The following is a 12,625-nucleotide window of genomic DNA, read 5'->3' on the forward strand; positions in this document are numbered from 1 at the left end:
CCGTCCCCGCCGTCAGCCGACCACGCCCGACTCCCAGGCCCAGGCCGCGGTCTCCACCCGGTTCCTGGCCCCGAGCTTCGCCTGGATGCTGCCGAGGTGCGTCTTGACCGTCGACAGCGAGACGAACAGCTCCGCGGCCACCTCCTGGTTGGTCCGACCCCTGGCCACCAGGCGGACGACGTCCAGCTCGCGCTCGGTGAGCGGCTCGGCGGGCGGCCGGCCGCCGCCGGACCTGGGCCGGGCCAGGTGCGCCAGCAGCCGCACGGTGACCGACGGCGACACCAGGGCGTCCCCGGCCGCCGCCGCCCGGATCGCCTCGATCAGCAGCGTCGGCCCGCTGTCCTTGAGGAGGAACCCGGTGGCCCCGGCCCGAAGCGCCCCGTAGACGTACTCGTCCAGGTCGAACGTCGTGACGATGACCACCCGCATCGGGTCGGCGACGCCGGGCCCGGCCAGGGCGCGGGTGGCCTCCAGGCCGTCCAGCAGGGGCATCCGGATGTCGAGCAGGCACACGTCGGGCCGCAGCCTGCGCGCGTGCTCGACCGCCTCGGCGCCGTTCGCGACGGTCGCCACGACCTCCATGTCCTGCTGGGCGTCCAGGATCATCTTGAACCCGGTCCGTACCAGTTCCTGATCGTCAGCGATGAGCACCCGAATCGTCACCCGATGGATTCTGCCAGCCGTACCGGGGGCTCGGACCCTCGCATCGGAACACCCCGGACACCGGCCACGGGACGCCTCCGGACGCCGGCCCCGGAACCAGCGCCGCCTGTTCCCCGGGATCCGCGCCGCCGGCCGCAGGGAGGCGCGGACCCCGACTTTCGGCCGAGGCCGGCGGGCCCGGATCGGACTCCCGGCCGATCCGCCGCGGCGCCCGCGGGCGGAAGAGTCGTCGCCATGAATGTTGTGCTTGAAGGGGCCGGCCTGGTCAAGCGGTTCGGCCCGACCGTGGCGCTGGGCGGCGTCGGGCTGGCCGTCCGGGGCGGCGAGGCCGTAGCGATCATGGGACCGAGCGGGTCGGGCAAGTCGACCCTGCTGCACTGCCTGGCCGGGATCATGAAGCCGGACGAGGGAGAGGTGCGCCTGCTGGACCGGCGGATCGACGCGCTGGGTGAGCGCGAGCGCAGCGCCCTGCGCCGCACCCGGTTCGGGTTCGTGTTCCAGTTCGGCCAGCTCCTGCCCGAACTGCCCGCCGACGAGAACGTGGCGCTGCCGCTCATGCTCGGCGACGTCTCCCGGGCCGACGCCGTACGGCGGGCCCGCGAGTGGTTCGCCCCGCTCGGCCTGGCCGGGATGGAGGGACGGCGCCCGGGTGAGCTCTCCGGCGGTCAGGCGCAGCGGGTGGCGATCGCCAGGGCGCTCGTCACCCGGCCCGCGGTGATCTTCGCCGACGAGCCGACCGGCGCGCTCGACCAGGTCACGGGACAGGAGACGATGCGCCTGCTGGTGGAGGCCACCAAGCACAACGGGGCGTCGCTGGTGGTCGTCACCCACGACCCCGAGGTGGCCCGCTGGTGCGACCGCGTGGTCGAGGTCCGCGACGGCCGCGTCCTGCCCGGTGCTCCGGTGCCGCCCGGGGGGGACCGGTGAGCGCGATGGGCAACCTGGTCGGACTGGCCTGGCGGCTGCTGCGCGGCGGGGGCCGCCGCGGCCTGCTGGGCGCCGGGCTGACCGCGGCGGCGGTGGCGATCAGCACCGCGCTCCTGCTGTTCACCGTGGCCGTCAACTTCGCCTTCCAGGGCCGGGCCGACCGGGAGGCGTGGCGCAACCCGGTGGCCGCCGCGGACGGGACGACGGCGGTGGCGGCCGAGTCGGTGCGCACCGACCACGTGCGCGGCCGGCGGATCACCGTCGTGAACCTGACGGCGCTGAAGCCGGACGCGCCCGCTCCGCCCGGCCTGACCCGCTTCCCCGCCCCCGGAGAGGTCTGGTTCTCCCCGGCGCTCGCCGAACTCGCCGGGAGTCTTTCCGCGGACCAGCTCGCCGACCGGTTCCCGGGCCGGCGCGCCGGGACCGTCGAGGAGGGGACGCTGGTCCACCCCGGCGAACTCCTGGTCGTCCGCGGGCAGTCGGCGGACTCCCCGGAGATGACCGCCAAGGCGCCGGGCCACGACGACCGGGACCGCGGTCTCGGGCCGGTACGGATCTCCTCCTTCACCGGGCAGCGCACCGACGAGGCGATCGGCTACCAGATCCTCGGGGTGATCGCCAGCGTCCTGATGGTCGTGCCGCTGCTGGTGTTCGGTGGTGCCGCGGCCCGGCTCACCGTGGCCCGCCGCGACCAGCGCCTGGCCGCGCTCCGGCTGGTCGGCGCGACCCCGGGGCAGGTCGTCACGATGACCGTCGCGGAGGCGGTGATCACCGCGTTCTGCGGCGCGCTGCTCGGCCTGGCCCTGTACGGGGCCTGCTCCCCGCTGCTCACCGGGATCGAGGTGGCCGGCGGCTCCTGGTTCCTGGCCGACCTGTGGCCGGGCGCACCGGCGGTGGCGGGGGTACTGGCGGCCGTGCCGCTGCTCGTCGGCCTGTCGGCGGTGGCCGGGCTGCGCCGCGTCGTGGTCAGCCCGCTGGGCGTCGCGCGGCGGGAGACGCCCCCGGCGATGCGCTTCGTCCGGGTCGTCGCGCTGCTCGCGGCCCTCGCCACGGTGCCCGTCGTCGGCGGCATGGGGGCGGGCGTGGGGATCTTCGCCCTCTCCCTGGGGCTGGCCTTCGGCGCCGTCAACCTCGCCGGTCCCTGGGTGGTCGGCCGGATCGGCCGGATCGTCGCGCGCACCGCGCGCGGCCCGGCCCGGCTGCTGGCCGGCAGCCGTCTGATCGACGACCCCAGGTCCGCCTGGCGGACGGTGAGCGGCGTCGCCATGATCGGATTCATCGCCGGGTTCATCGGCCTGCTCGTCCCGGACAGTGGCCTGCTCGGCTCTCCCGACGCCGCCGTCCTGCGCGTCTCGGCGCCTCCCGCGCGTCTCTCCGAGGTCGCGGGCCAGGCCCGCGAGCGGCTGTCGGCGGCCGGCGTCCCGGCGGCGGTGCGGACGACCGGCGGAGGCGAGGGCCGCGAAGGCAGACTGAAGGTCGTCGCCGTCACGCCCCGCGCGCACGACGCCGCGACGCTCGACCGGGCCCGCACCGCGCTGTCCGGCCTGGTGCCGGGCGGCGTGGCCACCACGGCGGCCGACGACCAGCGGGCCAGCAACCGGGTGATCGGCGACATCCGCACCGGAGTGGTCGCCGTGCTCGCGGTGTCCTTCCTGGTGGCGATCGCCAGCGCCGGGATCACCGCCGCCTCCTCGGTCCTGGACCGGCGGCAGACCTACGCGCTGCTCAGGCTGGCGGGCACCCCGCTCTCGGTGCTGAACGCGGCCCGCCGGTCCGAGACGCTCATCCCGCTGACGGTCATGGGCGGCGGCACCATCGCGGCGGGCATGCTCTGCGCCCTGCCGTTCGTGTACGCCGCGATGAACACGAGCGGGCTGATGGTCCTGCTGACCTGCGTGGTCCTCGGCTTCGCCGGGGTGGCGGGGGCGGGGGCGGCCAGCGCTCCGCTGCTGCGGTCGGTCACCGCCGATCCCGCGCCGCGGCCGGACTGACCCCGCGCCGGGCCGGGACATCGGCGCGGGACGTCAGCCCAGGACCAGGTCGCGGATCGTCCGCAGGGCGTCCTCGTCGCGCGGGCCCATCACCAGCAGGCTGGTGACCGGGCTCGCCCGCCATACGGCGAGGCGCTCGCGGATCCGCCCGGCCGGGCCGACCAGGGAGATGCCGTCGGCCAGCTCGTCCGGGACCGCCGCGAACGCCTCCTGCCTGCGCCCGGCCAGGTAGAGCGCCTGGATCCGCTCGGCCGCCTCGCCGTACCCCATCCTGGCGACGATGTCGGAGTGGAAGTTGCGGCCCTTGGCCCCCATGCCGCCGATGTAGAGGGTCAGCATCGCCTTCACCGTGTCCAGGGCGCCCCGGACGTCGTCGGTGAGCAGCGTCATGACCATCGCCGCGATGTCGAAGTCCGGAGCCGCCCCGGCGAGCGACGGGCCGTACATCTCGCCGATCCGCTCCGGGAGCGTGAACAGCGGCAGCCAGCCGTCGGAGATCTCCGCGGCGAGCGCGACGTTCCGGGGGCCCTCGGCGCCCAGGTAGACGGGGATGTCGGGGCGCAGCGGACGGGTGATCAGCTTCAGCGGCTTGCCGAGTCCGGCGCCGCCCGGGTAGGGGAGCGGGTAGTGCTCGCCGTCGTGCGTCACCGGCTCCTCGCGCCGCCAGACCTTCCGCATGATCTCGACGTACTCGCGGGTGCGGGCCAGCGGCCGGGGGAACGGCACGCCGTACCAGCCCTCGACCACCTGCGGGCCGGAGGCGCCGATCCCGAGCAGCAGCCGCCCGCCGGTCAGGTGGTCCAGCGTCATCGCGGTCATCGCGGTCGCCGCCGGGGTCCGGGCCGAGAGCTGGACCACCGAGGTGCCCAGCCTGATCCGGGACGTACGGGCGCCGTACCAGGCCAGAGGAGTGAAGGCGTCGCTGCCGTACGCCTCGGCGGTCCACACGGAGTCGTAGCCCAGCCGCTCGGCGGCCTGGACGAGCGGCGTGGCGTCGGAGGGTTCGCGCTGCCAGTAGCCGAGGTTCAGTCCGAGCCGCAGATCGGCGGTCATGGGGGCCTCCCGCGAGAAGTCGTGCGCCTACCCGATGAGAACACGTTCCAGTGGTGGTGGTCGAGGGGGAGGTGTCGGCGTCGTGGCAGGTGGGAAACGTGAGTTTGTGCTGAACACCGCCCGCAAGCTCCTGTGCCTGACGTTGCTGTCCGTCCTCGCGGCGGCGTCCGGACTGGCCCCCACGGCGGCGCAGGCCGTCCGGCGGCCGAACATCGTGTTCATCCTCACCGACGACCTGGAGGCCGGGAACCTCCACCTCTTCCCGAACATCTGGAACCAGCTCGTCCTCGCCGGGACCGGCTTCGAGCGCTTCTTCGTGTCGAACTCCTGGTGCTGCCCCTCCCGCTCGTCGATCCTGCGCTCCCAGTACGTCCACAGCCACGGCGTGCTGACCAACACCGGTCCCGAAGGGGGTTTCGAGAAGTTCTTCACCTCAGGTCTGGAACGTTCCACTATCGGGACCTGGATGCAGGACGCCGGGTACCGCACCGGGCTGATGGGCAAATACCTCAACCACTACCCCGGCGGAATCGCCCCACCGGACCACGTGCCGCCCGGCTGGGACGAATGGGACGTCCCCGTGCGCAACCTCTACAAGGAGTACGACTACGCGCTCAACGAGAACGGCACCGTACGGTCGTACGGCTCGCTGCCCGAGGACTACCTCGGCGACGTGCTGAGCGAGAAGGCCCAGACGTTCGTCTCCCAGCCGGGCGACCAGCCCTTCTTCCTCTACCTCGCGCCCATCGCCCCGCACAACCCGGCCAACTGCGCGCCCCGGCACGCCGCGGCGTTCCCCTACGCGACGGCGCCGCGGACGCCGTCGTTCAACCAGGAGGACGTCTCCGCCGAGCCCCTCTGGATGCGGATGCGTCCGCGGTTCGGCGCGCTCGCCACCCAGCGGATCGACGAGCGCTACCGCCGGAGGCTCCGCGCCATGCTGGGCGTGGACGACATGGTCGGCGCCCTGGTCGAGACCCTCAGGGCCGCCGGGAAACTGGACGACACCTACATCTTCTTCGGCTCCGATAACGGGTTCCATCTGGGCCAGCACCGGCTCCAGCACGGCAAGACCACCCCGTTCGACGAGGCGATCAGGGTCCCGCTCGTGGTCCGCGGGCCGGGCGTGCAACCCGGCGGCGTCGTCGAGGAGATGGGCGCCAACGTCGATCTCGCCCCGACCTTCGCCGACCTTGGCGGGGCACGGCTGCCCTCCTTCGCCGAGGGCCGGTCCCTGGTGCCGCTGCTGCGCGGCCGCACGCCCCCGTCCTGGCGGCAGAACGTGCTGCTGGAGTTCAACCGCCCGTTCAACCTGAGCTCGGCCCGCCAGACGCCGGTCCCGGAATACCGGGGGATGCGGACCGCCCGCTACACCTTCGTCCGCTACGCGACCGGGGAGTACCAGCTCTACGACCTCGTCACCGACCCCTACCAGCTCCACAACCTCGCGGCCGGGGTGCCGCCGTCGGTGATCTCCGCGTTCGACCGGCAGCTCGACGCGCTGGCGACGTGCTCGGGCGCGTCGTGCCGGGTGGCGGACTCCGTCAAGCCGCCTTCGATCACCGGCACCGTCCCGTCCCCGGCGTCCTCACTCGGGCCCGTCTCCCTGGGGGTCCCCGGCCCGTCGTCCGGGGTCGTCCCGGTCCCGGTCTCCGTGACCTCCGGAACCTCAGGGGACACGCCGGGAGCGGCCCTGCGGCCCTGACCCGCACCCTTCCCGAGGCTGCGGAAGCCGGACAGGTAATGTGTCCCGTCACACTCGGGAAGGAGTGCCTTGCGCGTCGCCCTTTTCGTCACCTGCGTGAACGACACGCTGTTCCCCGGCACCGGGCAGGCGACCGTGGCCCTGCTGCACCGCCTGGGATGCGACGTGGACTTCCCCGTGGCGCAGACGTGCTGCGGCCAGATGCACGTCAACACCGGCTACCTCGCGGAGGGCAGGCGGCTGGCGCGGCACTTCGCGGACGTCTTCGCCGGTTACGACGCGGTCGTGGTGCCGTCGGGCTCGTGCGCCGCGATGGTCCGGGAGCAGTACCCGAAACTGGTCCGCGCCGCCCCGGACGGGCCGGAGGTCCACGAGCTGTCGGAGTTCCTCCTCGACGTCCTCGGCGTCGAGGACGTCGGGGCGTACTTCCCGCACCGGGTGACCTACCACCCGACCTGCCACTCGCTGCGCGGCCTGCGCCTGGGCGACCGGCCGCTCCGCCTGCTGGAGCGGGTGCGGGGCCTGGAGCTGGTCCCGCTGCCCGAGGCCGAGGAGTGCTGCGGCTTCGGCGGGACCTTCGCGGTGAAGAACCCGGCGGTCTCCGCGGCGATGTGCGCCGACAAGGTGCGCAACGTCATGGACACCGGCGCGGAGGTGGTCTGCGCCGCCGACAACTCCTGCCTGATGCACATCGGCGGCGCCCTGCGGCGGCAGCGCACCGGGGTGCGGACCATGCACCTCGCCGAGATCCTCGCCGCCGTGGAGAACCCCGCGGAGGGCGGCCGATGAACGGGAACGCCGCGTTCCTCGGCATGCCCGCGTTCCCGCGCAACGCGGCCTCCGCCGTACAGGACTCCCAGCTCAGGTTCAACCTCCGCAAGGCCACGCGCACGATCCGCGGCCGGCGGGCCTCCGTCGTCGCCGAGCTTCCCGACTGGGCGGAGCTGCGCGCCGCGGGCCGGGAGATCAAGGACCACACGCTGCGCAACCTGGACCGTCACCTCCTGCGGCTGGAGGAGGCCGTCACCGCGGCCGGCGGCCACGTCCACTGGGCGGCCGACGCCGCCGAGGCCAACCGGATCGTCACCGGCCTGGTCAGGGCGACCGGCGAGACCAGCGTCGTCAAGGTCAAGTCGATGGCCACCCAGGAGATCGGGCTCAACGAGGCGCTCGGCCGCGCGGGCATCACCGCCTACGAGACCGACCTCGCCGAGCTGATCGTGCAGCTCGGCGACGATCGGCCCTCGCACATCCTGGTCCCCGCCATCCACCGCAACCGCTCGGAGATCCGCGAGATCTTCCGCGCGAAGATGGCGGACTGGGGCCGCCCGGCGCCCGGCGGGCTGACCGACGACCCCCGCGCCCTGGCCGAGGCGGCCCGCCTCCACCTGCGGGAGCGCTTCCTGTCCACCAAGGTCGCGATCTCCGGCGCCAACTTCATGATCGCCGAGACCGGCACGCTGGTGGTCCTGGAGTCCGAGGGCAACGGCCGGATGTGCCTGACCCTGCCCGAGACGCTGATCAGCGTGGTCGGCATCGAGAAGCTCCTGCCGACCTGGCGCGACCTGGAGGTCTTCCTCCAGCTGTTGCCCCGCAGCTCCACCGGCGAGCGGATGAACCCCTACACCTCCACCTGGACCGGCGCCGTCGAGGGGCAGGAGTTCCACCTGGTCCTGCTGGACAACGGCCGCACCCGGGTCCTCGCCGACGAGGTGGGGCGGCAGGCGCTGCGCTGCATCCGCTGCTCGGCCTGCCTGAACGTCTGCCCCGTCTACGAGCGCGCCGGCGGCCACGCCTACGGCTCGGTCTACCCGGGCCCGATCGGCGCGATCCTCACCCCGCAGATGCGCGGTATGACCTCCGAACTCGACGCCTCGCTGCCGTACGCCTCCAGCCTGTGCGGCGCCTGCTTCGACGCCTGCCCGGTGGCGATCGACATCCCCGAGGTCCTGGTCCACCTGCGGGGAAGGGCCCGCCACCCGCGCGCCGAACGTCTCGGCATGCGCGCCGCCGGATGGGTGTTCGACCGCCCGGCGCGTCTGGCGGGGGCCCAGCGGCTCGCCGGGCGGCTGCGCCGTTTCGTCCCCGGACGGCTGCCCGGTCCGATGGCCGCCTGGACCGACACCCGCGACCTTCCCGACATCCCCGCCGAGTCCTTCCGCGACTGGTGGAACCGTACGGACGGAGGCACCCGATGAGCGGGAGCAGGGAGCTGATCCTGGCCAGGATCCGCGCGGCCGTGGCCGGGGCGCCCGACGTGGAGATCACCCGCGCCTACCGCGGGACACGCGACCTGCCCGGCGCGGTGGAGCTGTTCGCCGAGCGGGTGGCCGACTACCGCGCCGCCGTGCACGTGGTGGCCGAGGAGGAGACGACCGCGACGATCACCGCGGCGCTGGCCGGACGCGGCGCCGCCCGGATGGTCGTCCCCGCGGGCCTGCCCCCGGAGTGGACGCCCCCCGAGCCGGTCGCCGACGATCCGCCGCTGAGCGCCGCCGAACTGGACGCAGTGGACGGTGTGATCACCGGATGCGCGGTGGCGATCGCCGAGACCGGCACGATCGTGCTGGACGCCGGCCCCGGGCAGGGACGGCGGGCGCTGACCCTGGTCCCGGACTACCACCTGTGCGTGGTGCGGGCCGATCAGATCGTGGCCGACGTGCCCGACGCCGTCGGGCGGCTCGATCCGGCCCGGCCTCTGACGTGGATCAGCGGCCCCTCGGCGACCAGCGACATCGAGCTGAACCGGGTCGAGGGCGTGCACGGCCCGCGCGTGCTGGAAGTGATCGTCATCCGCTGACCGTCCCGTCCTGTCCTGTCCTGTCCCGTTCCGGCGCGGCGACGGTACGGCCCGGCGTCGGGTGAGGCGTCGCGGTGAGGCGTTGCGGTGAGGCGTCGCGCCGGGGTGTCACGGTGAGGCGGCGTGCGGCCCGGCCGGCCGTTCCGGTCCATGGAATCCCGGACGTCCTGCCTGGTCGGCCCCGGTCCGGAGGGATCGGCCCGGATCGTCGCCGGGAGGGGCGAAGAGGCGCCGTGCCGCTTTTGGACAGTCCGTTACCTGCTCACGCCGCCGCGCCATCGGATATCCTCGCCACTCGCGACCGAGTGTCCCCGGGTCGAGATCCACCGCGTACTGCCAGGTCAAGGTCATTGGAGCCCCTCCTTGATGAAACCGCCGCTGCTGCTCGTCGGGCAGGGCTCGCACGATGATGCGGGTTCCGCGGAATTCGGCAGGTTCGTCCACCGGCTCCGCTGCCGTCTGGACCGGACGGCGGCCGACGTCTCCGGTGGATACACCAGCATGGCCAGGCCCCGCCTCAGCGACTCGATCGCCTCGCTGGTCGCCCGGGGACATCACCGGATGGTGGCGCTGCCGCTGAGCCTCATCGAGGACATGCGCGCCGACGCCGACCTCCTCTCCGTGATGGCCCTGGAACAGAAGCGCCATCCGACGCTCTCCTGCGACTACGGCCGCCCGCTCGGCCCCGACCCCCGCGTGCTGACGCTGCTGGCCGAGCGCCTGGCCGACGCCGCCGCAGAGGTCGCCAGCCTCCGCCTGGTCCCCGCGGCCGCCGGTCCGTTCGACGACGAGCCCGAACGCATCGAGATCGGCGAGACCGCCGTGGTCCTGGTCGGCGACGGCTCCACCAGCCCCGCCGCCAACGCCGACGTCCACCGGGTCTCCCGCCTGTTCTGGGAGACGCACGCCCACGAGTACATGACCGTGGAGACGGCGTTCGTCTCCCTCACCCCGCCCGGTGTCCCCGGCGGCATCGAGCGCTGCCGCCGGCTCGGGGCCAAGCGCGTTATCGTCGTCCCCTACCTGCTGTTCGGCGGCGGGGTGCTCGACCGTGTCTGGGCCCAGGCCATGGCGTACGCCGCGGGCCACCCCGACCTCGACGTCCGGTGCGCCGACGTCATCGGCGACTGCGAGGGCCTGGCCGACGTGGTCGTCGACCGCTACGAGGAGGCGCTCGGCGGCGTCATCTACTGACGTCTCCTCCCGCCTGGAAGGCGGGGGATCCGGCGCGGCGTGTGTCCTCACCGCCCGGCACCGGGGGTGTCCTAGGGTTGCCGCATGCGACGAAGGACGGGGCCGGCGATGGCCGGCGCTGCGATCCTGGTCTGGGGCGAGTGGCTGAACCGGCGCTGGTCCCGGGCCCTCGTGGGAGACGGCGAGGGCGACTCCGAGGCCGTGGTCGTGCTGGGCTATCGGAACCCCCAGGCGACGGTGAACCTCGTCAACCGCTGGCGGGTCCGTGCCGGCATCCGTTCCGTCTCCGCCGACCGCGCACGCGACACTCGCGTGATCTTCAGCGGCGGCGCCGTCGGCGGTGCCGTCCCGGAGGCCCGGCTGATGGCCGACTACGCGAAGTCGGTGCTCGGGTTCGACGGCACACTGCTCCTTGAGGAGCAAAGCGCCACGACGTGGGAGAACATCACGAACGTGATCCCACTGCTTGAGGGCGCCGACCGCATCAAGATCGTCTCCCAGCCGGCTCACGCGCTCAAGGCCCGCGCGTACCTGCGGCGGCAGCGTCCTGATCTGGCCAGGAGGCTCGTACGCGCGGACGACTACCGCCCCGGCGAGTGGACGGTCGTCAAACCGCTGCTGGCCCTGTACGGGCTCTGGACGCTCCGGGGTATCAAGGCCGGCGAACGGAAGGTCTCGCTGCGGGGCCTTGAAACCGTCGCGCCGCCCAGGAGGGGTTCGGGGCGTTCACGCCACGGAACGCCAGGGTTCCGCGGAACGCCAGGGTTTCGCGGAACGCCGGGTTTTCGCGGAAACTGAACGGCATGACCCTCCTTGAGCAGACCATCGCCGCGATCAGGCCCGCCGACCCCGCCGCACTGGCCGCGGCCAGGGCCCACCAGGACAACCTGACCAAACCCCGCGGAGCCCTGGGCGCCCTGGAGGAGGTGGCGGTACGGCTGGCCGGAGCCGCCGCGGTCAACCCGCCGCCGATGCCGTTCCCGGCGGCGCTGGCCATCTTCGCCGCCGACCACGGCGTCCACGCCCAGGGGGTGAGCCCATGGCCGCGGGAGGTCACCGCCCAGATGGTCGGCAACTTCCTCGCGGGCGGCGCGGTGGCCAACGCCTTCGCGGCCCAGGTCGGCGCCTCGGTGACGGTCGTGGACGTCGGCGTCGCCGCCGACCTCGAACCGGAGCCGGGCCTGACGGTCAGCAAGGTCGCCTACGGCACCGCCGACATGTCGCAGGGGCCGGCGATGACCGCCGATCAGGCGGTCGCCGCCCTGGAAGCTGGAATCACCGTGGCCCGAGACCTCGTCGAGCACGGCGCCCGGTGCCTGGTCACCGGGGACATGGGCATCGCCAACACCACGGCCTCGGCCGCGTTGATCTGTGCCTTCACCGGCCGGGACCCGAACGTCGTGACCGGCAGGGGGACCGGCGTCGACGACGAGACGCTGGCACGGAAGGTCGCGGTGATCCGGCGCGCGCTGCGGGTCAACGGCCTGGCCGCCGGCCCGGCGGAGAGCGCGGACGCCCTGGACGCTTCGGAGGGCTCGGGCCGCTCAGAGGGTTCGTGGAGCTCGGACGGTCGGGGCGGTCCTGAGGGCTCGGACGGCCGGGAGGGCTCGGGCGGCGCGTCCGGCGAAGCGCCGGCGCGATCGGCGCTGGAGACGCTGGCCGCGGTCGGCGGGCTGGAGCACGCGGCGATCGCCGGGTTCATCCTGGGCGGGGCCGCCGCCCGGGTGCCGGTCATCCTCGACGGCGTCATCGCGGGCTCGGCCGCGCTCGTGGCCGCCGCGCTGGCCCCCGGCTCGGTGGACCACTGTGTCGCCGGACACCGCTCGGCCGAACCGGGCCACGCCGTCGCCCTCGATCATCTGGGCCTGCGGCCCCTGGTGGAGTTGGAGATGCGACTGGGGGAGGGGACCGGCGGGCTGCTCGCCCACCCGCTGGTCTGCGCCGCCGTCAGGGTGATGCACGAGGTCGCGACCTTCGACTCGGCCGGGGTCACGGACAAGGAGGCGTGAGCCTTCCCCGGTCCGGTGATCGGTGCGGGGCCCGCCGTACCGATCACCGGAGGACCCGGTGAGCCTGGAAGAGGTCGGGAGACCGGGAGGCCAGAGGAGACCGGAAGGCCGGGGGAGACCGGGCGAGATCACGGAAGGCCGTCCGGAGACCGCCTGAGACCCCGGAGAGACCGTGCGAAGGTTCCGGAGAGACCACGCGGAGGTTCCGGGGAGATCACGGGAAACGGAGGTTCCTGGGGGAGCGGGAAGTCGTGGGGGCGATGGGGATGTGTTCCTTACCCTG

11 protein-coding genes are annotated in these 12,625 nt (G+C 73.6%); 9 read left to right on the forward strand and 2 right to left on the reverse strand.

What is annotated here, in order from left to right:
• Window positions 1-12: 12 nt before the first annotated feature.
• A complete protein-coding gene (locus tag AB0D67_RS05640) occupies window positions 13-663 on the reverse strand; it encodes a response regulator transcription factor (protein WP_362930272.1) in 651 nt (216 codons plus the stop codon).
• Between the two features lie 234 nt (window positions 664-897).
• On the opposite strand from AB0D67_RS05640, the gene AB0D67_RS05645 reads away from it, so the two are divergent.
• A complete protein-coding gene (locus AB0D67_RS05645; protein ID WP_362930274.1) occupies window positions 898-1,590 on the forward strand; it encodes an ABC transporter ATP-binding protein in 693 nt (230 codons plus the stop codon).
• Between the two features lie 5 nt (window positions 1,591-1,595).
• On the forward strand, window positions 1,596-3,581 hold the full coding sequence (locus tag AB0D67_RS05650) for an ABC transporter permease (RefSeq protein ID WP_362930332.1): 1,986 nt from the start codon (window positions 1,596-1,598) through the stop codon (window positions 3,579-3,581).
• Between the two features lie 33 nt (window positions 3,582-3,614).
• On the opposite strand, the gene AB0D67_RS05655 is transcribed toward AB0D67_RS05650, so the two are convergent.
• A complete protein-coding gene (locus tag AB0D67_RS05655) occupies window positions 3,615-4,634 on the reverse strand; it encodes an LLM class F420-dependent oxidoreductase (protein ID WP_362930276.1) in 1,020 nt (339 codons plus the stop codon).
• 106 nt (window positions 4,635-4,740) lie between these two features.
• Between AB0D67_RS05655 and AB0D67_RS05660 the strand changes: the two genes are divergently transcribed.
• The 7 genes from AB0D67_RS05660 to AB0D67_RS05690 all read left to right on the forward strand — a co-directional run bounded on the left by AB0D67_RS05660 (window position 4,741) and on the right by AB0D67_RS05690 (window position 12,342).
• On the forward strand, window positions 4,741-6,339 hold the full coding sequence (locus AB0D67_RS05660) for a sulfatase (RefSeq protein WP_362930278.1): 1,599 nt from the start codon (window positions 4,741-4,743) through the stop codon (window positions 6,337-6,339).
• A 69-nt stretch (window positions 6,340-6,408) separates the two neighbouring features.
• Window positions 6,409-7,128 (forward strand): (Fe-S)-binding protein, encoded by a 720-nt coding sequence (locus tag AB0D67_RS05665; RefSeq protein WP_362930280.1) that lies wholly within the window; start codon window positions 6,409-6,411, stop codon window positions 7,126-7,128.
• Complete coding sequence (locus tag AB0D67_RS05670; protein WP_362930282.1) at window positions 7,125-8,537, forward strand: lactate utilization protein B; 1,413 nt, start codon at window positions 7,125-7,127, stop codon at window positions 8,535-8,537. Before AB0D67_RS05665 ends, AB0D67_RS05670 begins: the two co-directional genes overlap by 4 nt.
• Window positions 8,534-9,139 carry an LUD domain-containing protein gene (locus AB0D67_RS05675; RefSeq protein WP_362930284.1) on the forward strand — a complete coding sequence of 202 codons (606 nt, stop codon included), beginning with the start codon at window positions 8,534-8,536 and terminating at the stop codon, window positions 9,137-9,139. The genes AB0D67_RS05670 and AB0D67_RS05675 overlap by 4 nt, the downstream gene beginning before the upstream one ends.
• A gap of 366 nt (window positions 9,140-9,505) precedes the next feature.
• Window positions 9,506-10,333 carry a sirohydrochlorin chelatase gene (locus AB0D67_RS05680; protein ID WP_362930286.1) on the forward strand — a complete coding sequence of 276 codons (828 nt, stop codon included), beginning with the start codon at window positions 9,506-9,508 and terminating at the stop codon, window positions 10,331-10,333.
• 84 nt (window positions 10,334-10,417) lie between these two features.
• The gene (locus tag AB0D67_RS05685) at window positions 10,418-11,131 is read left to right on the forward strand and encodes a YdcF family protein (RefSeq protein WP_362930288.1); all 714 of its coding nucleotides are present in this window, start codon (window positions 10,418-10,420) and stop codon (window positions 11,129-11,131) included.
• Window positions 11,132-11,136: 5 nt separating this feature from the next.
• On the forward strand, window positions 11,137-12,342 hold the full coding sequence (locus AB0D67_RS05690; protein ID WP_362930290.1) for a nicotinate-nucleotide--dimethylbenzimidazole phosphoribosyltransferase: 1,206 nt from the start codon (window positions 11,137-11,139) through the stop codon (window positions 12,340-12,342).
• Window positions 12,343-12,625 lie beyond the last annotated feature (283 nt).

The sequence above is a fragment of the Streptosporangium sp. NPDC048047 genome, assembly GCF_040653115.1.
GTDB lineage: Bacteria > Actinomycetota > Actinomycetes > Streptosporangiales > Streptosporangiaceae > Streptosporangium.

What these genes read in the sequence shown, in the direction of transcription:
- AB0D67_RS05645 (WP_362930274.1), top strand. Translation starts at nt 898, where the DNA reads ATGAATGTTGTGCTTGAAGGGGCCGGCCTGGTCAAGCGGTTCGGCCCG.
- AB0D67_RS05690 (WP_362930290.1), top strand. Translation starts at nt 11,137, where the DNA reads ATGACCCTCCTTGAGCAGACCATCGCCGCGATCAGGCCCGCCGACCCC.
- AB0D67_RS05685 (WP_362930288.1), top strand. Translation starts at nt 10,418, where the DNA reads ATGCGACGAAGGACGGGGCCGGCGATGGCCGGCGCTGCGATCCTGGTC.
- AB0D67_RS05655 (WP_362930276.1), bottom strand. Translation starts at nt 4,634, where the DNA reads ATGACCGCCGATCTGCGGCTCGGACTGAACCTCGGCTACTGGCAGCGC.
- AB0D67_RS05675 (WP_362930284.1), top strand. Translation starts at nt 8,534, where the DNA reads ATGAGCGGGAGCAGGGAGCTGATCCTGGCCAGGATCCGCGCGGCCGTG.
- AB0D67_RS05650 (WP_362930332.1), top strand. Translation starts at nt 1,596, where the DNA reads ATGGGCAACCTGGTCGGACTGGCCTGGCGGCTGCTGCGCGGCGGGGGC.
- AB0D67_RS05680 (WP_362930286.1), top strand. Translation starts at nt 9,506, where the DNA reads ATGAAACCGCCGCTGCTGCTCGTCGGGCAGGGCTCGCACGATGATGCG.
- AB0D67_RS05670 (WP_362930282.1), top strand. Translation starts at nt 7,125, where the DNA reads ATGAACGGGAACGCCGCGTTCCTCGGCATGCCCGCGTTCCCGCGCAAC.